General features: G+C 38.2%; 7 protein-coding genes and 14 tRNA genes. 2 read left to right on the forward strand and 19 right to left on the reverse strand.

What is annotated here, in order from left to right; translation table 11 throughout:
- The first annotated feature begins 40 nt into the window (after positions 1 to 40).
- Entirely contained in the window at positions 41 to 796 is a 756-nt protein-coding gene (locus MLD65_RS06855; protein WP_243291139.1) for a TraR/DksA C4-type zinc finger protein, read from the forward strand.
- Between the two features lie 15 nt (positions 797 to 811).
- On the opposite strand, the gene MLD65_RS06860 is transcribed toward MLD65_RS06855, so the two are convergent.
- The 5 genes from MLD65_RS06860 to glgB form a co-directional block, all read right to left on the reverse strand.
- Positions 812 to 3,217: a glycogen/starch/alpha-glucan phosphorylase gene (locus MLD65_RS06860; protein ID WP_243291140.1), complete on the reverse strand. Its 2,406-nt coding sequence runs from the start codon at positions 3,215 to 3,217 to the stop codon at positions 812 to 814.
- A complete protein-coding gene (gene glgA, locus MLD65_RS06865; RefSeq protein WP_243291141.1) occupies positions 3,207 to 4,661 on the reverse strand; it encodes a glycogen synthase GlgA in 1,455 nt (484 codons plus the stop codon). The genes MLD65_RS06860 and glgA overlap by 11 nt, the downstream gene beginning before the upstream one ends.
- Positions 4,658 to 5,686, reverse strand: coding sequence for a GlgC family sugar phosphate nucleotidyltransferase (locus MLD65_RS06870; RefSeq protein ID WP_347709280.1), 1,029 nt, complete (start codon positions 5,684 to 5,686; stop codon positions 4,658 to 4,660). Before MLD65_RS06870 ends, glgA begins: the two co-directional genes overlap by 4 nt.
- A gap of 426 nt (positions 5,687 to 6,112) precedes the next feature.
- Positions 6,113 to 7,267, reverse strand: a complete 1,155-nt coding sequence (locus MLD65_RS06875) for a glucose-1-phosphate adenylyltransferase (RefSeq protein ID WP_243291143.1) — start codon at positions 7,265 to 7,267, stop codon at positions 6,113 to 6,115.
- Positions 7,209 to 9,149: a 1,4-alpha-glucan branching enzyme gene (gene glgB, locus MLD65_RS06880; RefSeq protein ID WP_243291144.1), complete on the reverse strand. Its 1,941-nt coding sequence runs from the start codon at positions 9,147 to 9,149 to the stop codon at positions 7,209 to 7,211. Before glgB ends, MLD65_RS06875 begins: the two co-directional genes overlap by 59 nt.
- A 198-nt stretch (positions 9,150 to 9,347) precedes the next feature.
- Here glgB and MLD65_RS06885 point away from each other — a divergent pair, with 198 nt between their 5' ends.
- Entirely contained in the window at positions 9,348 to 9,524 is a 177-nt protein-coding gene (locus MLD65_RS06885; protein ID WP_243291145.1) for a hypothetical protein, read from the forward strand.
- A gap of 478 nt (positions 9,525 to 10,002) precedes the next feature.
- Here the strand turns inward: MLD65_RS06885 and MLD65_RS06890 are convergent.
- The 14 genes from MLD65_RS06890 to MLD65_RS06955 form a co-directional block, all read right to left on the reverse strand.
- Positions 10,003 to 10,074: transfer RNA gene (locus tag MLD65_RS06890), tRNA-Glu, on the reverse strand.
- A gap of 31 nt (positions 10,075 to 10,105) precedes the next feature.
- Positions 10,106 to 10,196, reverse strand: a tRNA-Ser gene (locus tag MLD65_RS06895).
- A 3-nt stretch (positions 10,197 to 10,199) separates the two neighbouring features.
- Positions 10,200 to 10,274: transfer RNA gene (locus tag MLD65_RS06900), tRNA-Asn, on the reverse strand.
- 6 nt (positions 10,275 to 10,280) lie between these two features.
- A tRNA-Ile gene (locus MLD65_RS06905) sits at positions 10,281 to 10,354 on the reverse strand.
- A 1-nt stretch (position 10,355) separates the two neighbouring features.
- A tRNA-Gly gene (locus MLD65_RS06910) sits at positions 10,356 to 10,429 on the reverse strand.
- Positions 10,430 to 10,438: 9 nt separating this feature from the next.
- Positions 10,439 to 10,514 (reverse strand) — tRNA-His (locus MLD65_RS06915).
- Between the two features lie 5 nt (positions 10,515 to 10,519).
- Positions 10,520 to 10,595 (reverse strand) — tRNA-Phe (locus tag MLD65_RS06920).
- Between the two features lie 172 nt (positions 10,596 to 10,767).
- Positions 10,768 to 10,843: transfer RNA gene (locus MLD65_RS06925), tRNA-Asp, on the reverse strand.
- Positions 10,844 to 10,914: 71 nt separating this feature from the next.
- A tRNA-Met gene (locus MLD65_RS06930) sits at positions 10,915 to 10,991 on the reverse strand.
- 168 nt (positions 10,992 to 11,159) lie between these two features.
- Positions 11,160 to 11,252, reverse strand: a tRNA-Ser gene (locus tag MLD65_RS06935).
- A 17-nt stretch (positions 11,253 to 11,269) separates the two neighbouring features.
- Positions 11,270 to 11,346 (reverse strand) — tRNA-Ile (locus MLD65_RS06940).
- 5 nt (positions 11,347 to 11,351) lie between these two features.
- Positions 11,352 to 11,428: transfer RNA gene (locus tag MLD65_RS06945), tRNA-Met, on the reverse strand.
- Between the two features lie 18 nt (positions 11,429 to 11,446).
- A tRNA-Ala gene (locus MLD65_RS06950) sits at positions 11,447 to 11,522 on the reverse strand.
- An 18-nt stretch (positions 11,523 to 11,540) separates the two neighbouring features.
- Positions 11,541 to 11,614, reverse strand: a tRNA-Pro gene (locus tag MLD65_RS06955).
- Positions 11,615 to 11,660: the final 46 nt, after the last annotated feature.

The raw sequence follows: 11,660 nt of genomic DNA on the forward strand, positions 1-11,660 counted from the left end.
AGGTTTATAAACAAACCAATTATGAGGAAGGAGTATTTTTATGCCATCACAATCTCATTTTGCCTTCCAAAAACAACTTGAACAAATGAAGAAGGAAATCGAACAACGGTTAGAGTCAAATGATCACTTCGGTATAGAGCGGGGGCATCCACATGAATCAGTCGGAGAATTGTCCAGTTATGATAATCACCCTGGTGATGAAGGAACGGAATTGTATGAACGTGAAAAAGATATCGCGTTAAATGAACATTTAGAAAAAGAATATGAAGAAGTGTGTGAAGCACTAAATCGAATAAAAGATGGAACATACGGTGTTTGCATCATTTGTGGAAAGAAAATTGGTGAAAGCCGTTTACAAGCAGTTCCTACAGCTAAAACGTGTAAAGAACATGCATTAGAGGATACAATAAAGCACGCGCGCCCCATTGAAGAATCTGTATTAAAACCGCCGTGGGATACATTTAGTTTTGACGATCAAGATGCTGAAGTGACAGATGCTGAAGATTTTTATCAAGAAGTTGCACGGTTCGGTACTTCGGAAAGCCCTCAAGATTTTGAACACCCACCAGATTCTTATAGCGAAATGTATATTGAGCCAGATGAGCCGATTGGATATGTGGAGGACTATGAAAATTTCGTCGGAACGGATATGGAAGGAAAAAATATAACTGTCTATCCAACAAATGATCATAAAAAGTATGAACGCTTGTTAGATGAAAATGGCACAATGACACCGTTTGGCGATATACCAGGGTATGAAAAAGATCCTTATACATCAGATGAAAGGTCAGACTAAACGTCTGACCTTCATTTAAGACATTAATTTAATAGGAGTTACATTCCATATCTCTTTTGCATATTCGTGGATCGTCCGATCACTTGAAAAATAACCCGAATGAGCAATATTTAGTAATGACATTTCTAACCAAGATGATTTGTCTTCATAAGCTCTTTGGACACGTTCTTGTGCATTTCGATAAGAATCAAAATCGCGTAAAACGAAGTATTGGTCATTATGAGCCAAAAGGGAATCATAAATAGGCTCAAATTCACCTTCAGCATCTTTAAAAAATCCATTGACTAATTGATCAATGACTTTTCTTAAATGTTCGTTATGATGATAATATTCCGCAGAGCGGTAACCACCATTTTCATAAAAGTTCAATACTTCTTCCGCTCTTAATCCGAAAATAAAAATATTTTCTTCTCCAACCTCTTCCATTATTTCGATGTTTGCACCGTCCAACGTCCCAATTGTTAAGGCTCCATTCATCATAAATTTCATGTTTCCTGTTCCAGATGCTTCTTTACTAGCTGTGGAAATTTGTTCACTAACATCAGCTGCTGGAAAAATCATTTCAGCAAGGGAGACACGATAATTTTCCAAAAATACAACCTTAATCATTTGCGAAACGTACGGATCATTGTTTACTTTATTTGCTAATGAATGAATGAGCTTAATAATTTTTTTCGCATAGTAGTATCCTGGAGATGCTTTTGCCCCGAAAATAAAGGTTCGGGGATAAATGGTAAAGCTCGAATCCTCTTTCAGACGATTATACAAATACATAATATGCAAGACATTTAACAATTGACGTTTATAGGCATGAAGACGTTTTACTTGTACGTCGAAAATCGATTTTTCATCTACTTTAATTCCATTTTTTGATGAGATAAGGTTCGCGAGCATTTGCTTTCTTTTTTGCTTTACTTCAGAAAAACGTTGTTTCAAGATTGGGTCATATGCATGTCGTTTTAATTCGATTAATTGTTTAGGATGACGTACCCATTCATTTCCTATCACATCTGATATTAAATTTGTCAGCTCAGGATTCGATTTTAACAACCACCTTCGATGTGTAATCCCGTTTGTTTTATTATTAAAACGTTCGGGGAACACTTCATAAAATGGTCTCATTTCCCGCATTTTCAATATTTCCGAATGGATTTTTGCTACTCCATTCACACTATGGCTTCCTACAATAGCTAAATGGGCCATCTTTACAACACCATGGGCAATAATCGCCATATGTTCAATCCGGTGCCAATCTCCAGGAAACTGTTCCCACAATTTTTTGCAAAATCGTTCATTAATTTCTTCAACAATCATATAAATTCTTGGGAGTAACGGTTTAAAAATTCGAATGGGCCATTTTTCCAAGGCTTCAGCTAATGTTGTGTGGTTCGTATAAGAAATGGTATTCGTTGTAATATTCCAAGCTTCATCCCATCCCAATCCTTCTATATCCATTAATATTCGCATCAACTCTGGGATGGCTAAAACTGGATGTGTGTCATTGATATGAATGGCTACATGGTGATGAAAATGCTTTAAATTTTTATGCTCTTTTCGATAAGAGGAAACAATACTTTGTAAGCCTGCTGAAACAAGAAAATATTGCTGTTTCAAACGAAGGATTTTTCCTTCATCATGTGTGTCGTCAGGGTATAAAAACTCTGAGACAGCTTCTGTATCACGTTTATATTTTAATACATCGGAATGCGGTGGATTAAGAATAGGTTCTGCACTCCATAATCTCAATGTATTCACTGTTTCCGTTTGAAAACCAGCGATTGGCACATCATACGGAACGGCATAAATCTTTTCTGCATCAACATGACGAAATGTTAGACGTCCCTCTACATTGGAAACATCAACCTTTCCCCAGAAAGATACTGCCACCGCTTCATCTTCTTTTCGAATTTCCCATACATTTCCGTGCTTTAACCACTGCTCTGGTAACTCAACTTGATAGCCTTCTACAATTTTTTGTTCAAACAAGCCATGCTTATACCGTATGCCCATGCCATGACCAGGTAAGTTTAGAGAAGCTAAGGAGTCTAGGAAACAAGCAGCCAAACGTCCAAGGCCGCCATTTCCTAATCCTGCATCTTCCTCTATTTGCTCTAAATCTTGTAGCGAAATGCCTAGATCACGTAACCCCTTTTCGATCGTATCTCTAATTCCTAAGTTGATTAAATTTTGTCCGAGCATTTTTCCAAGTAAAAATTCGATTGAGAAATAGTACACTTGCTTTTCATTGTGAGCACGATATGACTCGTTTGTATTTATCCACTTTTGTGAAATATATTCACGAACCATAATCCCTAACGTGTAATATTGATCGCGAACGGTTGAGTCGTGAAAACTTTTTCCACATACCATTTCCAGACGGTTCAAAAACAAATCCATAAATTCATTTTTGTTAGAGAACATGACTTTTACCACTCCTAGACATTAAATCTGCATAGAGCTGATTGTATTTAAAGGCGGATTGAGCCCAGCTATAATCTTGGCTCATCGCTCTTTTCACAAGCTTTCGCCATACATCTTGATCGTGGTAAAAATGAATAGCCCGGAAAACGGTATGCATCATATCATGCGCGTTAAAGTTTTTAAATGTAAAACCATTTCCTTTTTTTGTATTTTCTCGATACGATAAAACCGTATCATTTAATCCACCAGTTTCACGTACGATTGGAATCGCGCCATAGCGTAGAGCAATGAGTTGGCCTAATCCACATGGTTCAAACTTAGAAGGCATTAAAAACAAGTCCGCTCCTGCATAAAATTGATGGGCTAACGCCTCATTGAATCCAATATAGGCCTTGCATTTTGTTGGATATGCCCATTCCATATGTCGAAAGTAATTCTCGAATTCTTGATCACCTGTACCTAGCACAAGGAATTGAACGTCCTTCTCAAGAATTTCATGTAAAACAGCTTTCACTAAATCAAGCCCTTTTTGTTTCGTCAACCTCGTGACCATCACAATAAGTGGTACATCTTTTTTTAGAGGAAGACCAAACATTTCTTGGAGAGCAAGCTTGTTATGCATCTTATTTTGGACTGATGATTCATTATATTCCTTCACGATATACGGATCATTAGCTGGATTATAAAGATCATCATCAATCCCATTTAAAATTCCGACTAATGAAGATGATTTAAAACGTAAAAGCCCATCTAAATGTTCACCATAATAAGCCGTTTGAATCTCGTCTTTATACGTCGGGCTAACGGTTGTAATTTTATCCGATGCAACAATCCCCGCTTTCATAAAATTGATATTCCCATAAAATTCTAAACGTTCTATTGAGAAATGAGAATCATCTAAATCTAATAAATCGTGCATCACACTGTGCGGAAATATCCCTTGAAACTGCAAATTATGAATGGTAAAGACCGTTTTCATCTGTGCATAAAAAGGGTCTTTTCCATACTCTTCTTTCAATAAGTAATTAACCATACCCGTATGCCAATCGTGTGAATGTATAATGTCTGGTTGAAAGTCTATTTCTTTTAGAGCCTCTAAAACAGCCCGACTAAAGTAGGAAAAACGTTCTCCATCATCATAATGACCATATAATGAGTCTCGCTTAAAATAGTATTCGTTATCGATAAAGTAAAAATGGACATCATCTTGAACAATTCTTTCAATACTACAATATTGATTTCTCCAACCAAGCCTGACCGTAAACTCCGTAACTTTCTCCATTTTCTCACGAAAACATTGAGGAATAAGCCCATATTTCGGCATCATAACCCGAATATCTGTCCCTAATCTTTTAAGTTCTTTTGGTAAAGCACCTGCAACGTCTGCTAAACCTCCCGTTTTGATGAACGGGACACATTCTGATACTGCAAATAATACTTTCACGAATTCATCAACGCTCCTTGTACAGTCCCTTTATGGATGACATTTGGAAATTGCACTTCACCAATTAGCTGAATGTTATTTCCTATTTTTACGTCCTTATCTAAAATGGCATTTTCAATGGTACATCCTTCACCTACTTGTGTTTTTTGCATAATAATACTATTTTTAACAACTGTCCCTTTTCCTATATGAACGCCACGAAAAATAATACTGTTTTCAACCTTCCCTTCGATGATACAGCCGTTTGCCACAAAGGACTTTTGAATTTCCGCCATTTTTCCGTAGCGGGTAGGTGGTTCATCTTTCACTTTAGTGAAAATAGGGCGGTCCTTTAAAAACAAGGATTGCCAAATTTCTGAATGAAGAAGCTCAAGACTATGAGTAAAATAGCTTTCTATTGAATCAATCACCGCTGCATATCCTTTATGGTCATATTGACAAATAGTAAATTGATCCGGACGGTTAACAACATCATGTAGTGTTTTAAAGTTAGAGTATTCAGATTGCGTCATTAAATCCATTAAAAAGTCTGTTTTTAGCAAATACATTTGTAACGACTTTCCATTTTGGCATACTTCCGTAATATCACAATTCATCTCAATATGATGATCTAGTACTTTTTGAAAATCAATATTTACTACCGTGTGACTATTTGTAATGACAGCATATTTTTGGCGACTACGATTGAAATAATCAATATGATCTGAGAATTGACGGAAAGACCCAAATTCATCGTATTCATCATGTAAATGAGGAGATGGGAAGAAGAATAGTCCATCTCTTTTTCGATTTAAATCCCATTGTTTACCGGATCCTAGATGATCCATTAACGAGCGATATTGGTATTTAGGAAAAATCGCGACACTTTCAATCCCCGAGTTGACCATATTTGATAATACAAAATCGATTAAACGATAGCGACCTGCAAACGGAATAGCTGCCATTGATCTTCCTAATGTTAAATCTTTAATCTCCTCTTTATATATAGTTGCATCAATTATCCCTAACATGCTGCGATTCAATATATTCCACCCTTTCAGCTTCATTTTAAAAAGTTTGAGCGACCGTTCCATGCCCTCCAAGAACAGAAGCGCAGGGCGTTTTCTAAAGCGGCGTACAAACTGTACCATTTCAGTAGGAAAGGAAACTCGGGCAACGTTTCCGTCAATGTTGACTTATCGCACGAATAAAATGGGAAGTTTGCTAGCCGCTAACGCCCGGAGCTAGACGCAACCAAATATGAACAAAGTTGTACATAGGTTGCGAATTTACAATTTCCTAAAACAACTAGAAAAGCGCAAGCGCCTTGTTCAGCCTTGGGCAAGAATGTTCTTACACAGAAAAGGCGTTTTTCGCCTTTTTTTCGTCACGCTTTTGGCTTGAGGGGCTAGGCGGCTTTTGCTGGACACCAATAACTATATACATTCTTTAAGTGCACAATGTAAAAAAATTTATCGCTTCGTACTTATAGAATCTTCTACTAACTCTTCGGTTACAAGTATGATTTCTTCTGAATTTTTATCCGGACGAATGATCATACCATCTGGAATTTCAATTCCACTTGGCACAATCGCATTTTCAATGACAACATTTTTCCCAATGATCGCATCTGGCATGATAACAGAATGTTTAATACTAGAATTTAGTCCTACCGTAACGCCTTGAAATAAAACTGAATGCACAACATTTCCATAAACTACACACCCTTCGGTAATGAGTGATTCCATCACTTCTGCTTGTTCATGAATATATTGAGGTGGGTGATTTGGATTGACAGAGTAGATTCTCCAATTATAATCATATAAATCTAGCTCAGGGTTTTCCTCTAATAAATCCATATTCGCCTCCCATAAGCTTTTTACTGTGCCAACATCTTTCCAATAACCTTTAAATGGATAAGCTACTAGTTTCTTTTTCTCATCTAGTAAAAGTGGAATGACATCTTTACCAAAGTCATGGCTAGAATAAGGATTTCTGGCATCCATCTCTAAAAATTCTTTTAAAACAGACCATTTAAAAATATATATACCCATTGATGCTAAGTTATTTTTTGGAATTGGCGGCTTTTCATCAAATTCGATGATTTCCATGTCTTCATTTGTATTCATAATCCCAAATCTACTAGCTTCTTCCCATGGAACTTCAATGACTGAAATAGAAACATCAGCTTCTTTCTCGATATGGTAGTCTAGCATTTTAGAATAATCCATTTTATAAATGTGGTCACCTGATAAAATCAATACATATTCAGGGTCATACTGCTTTATATAATTAACGTTTTCATAGATGGCACTTGCTGTACCTTTATACCACCTTACTTCAGATGATGCTGAATAAGGTGGTAAAACTGTAACCCCACCATTTCGACGGTCTAAATCCCATGCACTTCCTATCCCGATATAAGAATTTAATACGAGAGGCTGGTATTGAGTTAGAACACCTACTGTATCAATACCAGAATTAGTACAATTACTTAATGTAAAATCGATAATACGATATTTTCCCCCATAAGGAACAGCTGGCTTTGCTAAATTTTTTGTTAAAGAACTAAGCCTTGACCCTTTTCCCCCTGCGAGAAGCATTGCTACGCACTGTTTTCTTACCATTTTTTTGATTCTCTCCTCTCTTTTTCACTGCTCTCATGATAGAAATACCAAATGGTGGAACCGTCATCTCAATATGATAAGGTTTACCATGATATTCGCCTTCATTTGCTTCGATACTTTTCTTATTGATTTGTCCTGATCCACCGAATGCTTCATCGTCACTATTTAATATCTCTATGTATCTCGTTTTCAGTGGAACACCAATTTTATAGTTATGATAAACTACTGGAGTAAAATTACAGACAACAACAAGCATTTCATTTCGCTTCGTGCCTTTACGAATAAATGAAAAAATGCTTTGGTCGCGATTATCAGCATCGATCCATTCAAAACCGTTATGATGATGATCCATTTCATAGAACGGTCGCTGTTTTTTGTAGATTTTTAGTAATTCCTTGAAATAGACACGAACTTTTCCGTGCATTTCATAACCCTCTAGCATCCAATCTAATTGCTCCAAATCCTTCCATTCGTCATACTGACCAAATTCTCCTCCCATAAATAGTAGTTTTTTACCCGGGTGAGCTACCATATACCCATAAAGTAAGCGTAATTGAGCAAATTTTTGCCAATAATCTCCTGGCATTTTATTTACTAGTGATTTTTTTCCATGAACAACTTCATCATGAGAAAACGGGAGAATAAAATTTTCTGAAAAAGCATAAAGCAAGGAAAACGTCACTTTATCATGGAGATGTTTGCGGTAAATGGGATCAGCTTCCATATACTTCAATATGTCGTTCATCCATCCCATATTCCACTTATAATTGAAGCCTAGGCCTCCTTCTGAAGTTGGGCCTGTTACCATTGGCCAATCCGTGGAGTCTTCAGCAATCATTAATATCGTAGGGTCAGTTGCAAAAATCTTCTCATTTAATTTTTTTATGAATTGAATGGCAAATTCATTTGGATGGAGTTCTTCAGAATTTGGCCAATAAAGCATATTCGCAACAGCATCAACACGAAAACCATCAACATGAAAATACTCCATCCAAAACATAGCATTGGATATAAGAAAGCTTTGGACCTCTGGCTTTCCTAAATCAAAATTAGCCGTCCCCCACACATCATTTTCCCGATCCCTCGCATGTTTATATTCATACGTAGGTTCGCCATCGAACATGTATAAGCCGTGGGCATCCTTGCAAAAATGACCAGGAACCCAGTCCAAAATAACACCTAAATCATGTTGGTGGCATTGATCAATGAAATACATTAAATCGTGTGGAGTTCCATATCGACTTGTCGCTGAGTAATATCCTGTCCCTTGATATCCCCACGAACGGTCATATGGATGCTCGACTAATGGGAGTAATTCAATATGGGTAAATCCATGCTCTACAACATATGGAATCAATTCCTTAGCTAATTCTCGATAAGAATATAAACTGCCATCTTCGTTCTTTTTCCAAGTCCCTAAATGGAGTTCATATATAAACATTGGGCGGTCATATATTTTTTTACGCTTTTTCTTTTGACGCCATTTTTGATCATTCCATTTATAACCTGATAAATTGTAGACGATTGATGCAGTTTTCGGTCGAGTTTCCGAATAGAAGGCATATGGGTCTGATTTCAATATTTTTTTATTTTGTGAGGTAATTATTTCATATTTATATAAGGCACCTTCCTCTACATCTGGAGTAAACAATGCCCAAATCCCCTGATCATTTAGCTTTATCATTTCATGCTCTGAACCATTCCAGTTATTAAAATCTCCTACAACTCGAACTGCTTTTGCATGAGGAGCCCATACACAAAATTGAATACCTTTAACACCATTCACCTCTTTCAGATGAGCACCGAATAACTCATAACTTCGACACAAATTTCCTTCATGAAAAAGATGAATTTCAAATTCTGTTGGGATTGCTATGCTCATGAAGTTCCTCCTTACTCCTCTTATTTTTCTATTTATTTAATTCAAAAAAAATGATAAAAACCCTTTTTTGAAAACGGTTCCGATTTCTGACATAATCCAACAAACAATAAATTCATTATGTTATTAACTATTTTTAAATAACAAACGATACATATCCGATAAGTAATTGATAAATGATAAGAAAAAAGGAGGGATTTAATGAAGAAGAAAAATGTTAATACGGATAATGAGGAAAAACAGCCATTTTTTGATGCAGCTGATGATAAAATTTTAGCATTCGATATGTTTAGAGGACCATCTATCGGGCTTACATCCGAAATAGATTTAGACAATCCAGGGAAAAAGCTTAATCAAGATTTAAACGAACAAGATTAATGATCAAAAGAATATATTATTTCAATATAATAAATTACTCGACATTTTGTCGAATTTTTTCTGAAATTAAATAATATATTTTTAAAGCTTTTCTTCATCCATTAGCTTTATCACCTAACATCTTGAAAATATTATTTGAGTCGCTATATAAAATAGGGATAGGGCTATGGATTTTTTTATTTTTGTGCATGTACATCTTACTAAGCAAAACATTGTCACTTGTTATTGAATGGGGTATAGGTTTTCAATATAGTTTGACAATTAATAGTCCTGTATAATATGCTCACTTTTTTATTCCACGATTAGTCCATACTGTTGAGGAAATTACAGTATCTATGTTATTACAAAGTAACACGTGGAAAGAGAATCGGTGTTAATTAAACAACTTTAAACAACCATTCACAAAGTTGTACACATGTAGGAAATTAATAATTTCCTACACATTAAAAAAAGCACTGCGACATCGCAGTGCTTTTTATGACCCGTACGGGATTCGAACCCGTGTTACCGCCGTGAAAGGGCGGTGTCTTAACCACTTGACCAACGGGCCATGATAGTAATAAACAGAAGAAGTTGTTTACTGGCGGAGAAGGAGGGATTTGAACCCTCGCGCCGCTTACGCGACCTACACCCTTAGCAGGGGCGCCTCTTCAGCCACTTGAGTACTTCTCCAAATGGCTCCGCAGGCAGGATTCGAACCTGCGACCGTTCGGTTAACAGCCGAATGCTCTACCACTGAGCTACTGCGGAACAAGATGGGCCTGAGTGGACTTGAACCACCGACCTCACGCTTATCAGGCGTGCGCTCTAACCAGCTGAGCTACAGGCCCATGGAGCGGGTGATGGGAATCGAACCCACGACATCAGCTTGGAAGGCTGAGGTTTTACCACTAAACTACACCCGCTTATTACTATGGGGCGACTGATGGGAATCGAACCCACGAATGCCAGAGCCACAATCTGGTGCGTTAACCACTTCGCCACAGCCGCCACAATGGTGGCTCGGGACGGAATCGAACCGCCGACACAAGGATTTTCAGTCCTTTGCTCTACCGACTGAGCTACCGAGCCAAATATAAATTTTACACCATATAATAGTTTTGTCTAAAAAACCTTCGCCCCAATCTCAGGAAGCTTATTCAAGCAGCGACTCAATTGGTGCGCTGTTGCATCTCATCGAAGCTTACTCGAACGTGCTCTACCGACTGAGCTACCGAGCCAAATACAATCATATTATTTAAGATGGCGGTCCCGACGGGAATCGAACCCGCGATCTCCTGCGTGACAGGCAGGCATGTTAACCGCTACACCACGGGACCTTTAAAATGCACTATCACTACTTTGTTACCTCACATAGAAGATTATTCGATGTAGTGTCAGAAACTAAATTTGGTTGCGGGGGCAGGATTTGAACCTGCGACCTTCGGGTTATGAGCCCGACGAGCTACCAGACTGCTCCACCCCGCGATGATAAATTAAATTAATTAGTTTTTTCTATGCCTAAAGTTAAGCTTTGACCGTCCCACTCTCAAGTAGCTTATTCAAGGTGCTGCTCGAGTGGTACGCTGATGTTTCTCAGTGAAGCTTATTCGTTCGTGCTCCACCCCGCGATGATTATTAAAAAAATGTGATATATGGCGGAGGAAGAGGGATTCGAACCCCCGCGGGCTTTGACACCCCTGTCGGTTTTCAAGACCGATCCCTTCAGCCAGACTTGGGTATTCCTCCACATAACCTAATTGAAATGGTGGACCCTGCAGGACTCGAACCTGCGACCGGACGGTTATGAGCCGTCTGCTCTAACCAGCTGAGCTAAAGGTCCTTTAATGGTGGCGGCGGAGGGGATCGAACCCCCGACCTCACGGGTATGAACCGTACGCTCTAGCCAGCTGAGCTACGCCGCCAAATAAAATAATCCTTTATGGTGGAGCCTAGCGGGATCGAACCGCTGACCTCCTGCGTGCAAAGCAGGCGCTCTCCCAGCTGAGCTAAGGCCCCGTACAGTTAATTACCTGATCGGGAAGACAGGATTCGAACCTGCGACCCCATGGTCCCAAACCATGTGCTCTACCAAGCTGAGCTACTTCCCGTTATATGGCGCGCCCGAGAGGAGTCGAACCCCTAACCTTTTGATCC

The organism is Bacillus sp. FJAT-47783 (assembly GCF_022808615.1).
GTDB lineage: Bacteria > Bacillota > Bacilli > Bacillales > Aeribacillaceae > Bacillus_BZ.

Coding starts and splice junctions, on each gene's coding strand:
- MLD65_RS06855 (WP_243291139.1), top strand. CDS start 41: ATGCCATCACAATCTCATTTTGCCTTCCAAAAACAACTTGAACAAATG.
- MLD65_RS06860 (WP_243291140.1), bottom strand. CDS start 3,217: ATGTTCTCTAACAAAAATGAATTTATGGATTTGTTTTTGAACCGTCTG.
- MLD65_RS06875 (WP_243291143.1), bottom strand. CDS start 7,267: ATGGTAAGAAAACAGTGCGTAGCAATGCTTCTCGCAGGGGGAAAAGGG.
- glgB (WP_243291144.1), bottom strand. CDS start 9,149: ATGAGCATAGCAATCCCAACAGAATTTGAAATTCATCTTTTTCATGAA.
- MLD65_RS06885 (WP_243291145.1), top strand. CDS start 9,348: ATGAAGAAGAAAAATGTTAATACGGATAATGAGGAAAAACAGCCATTT.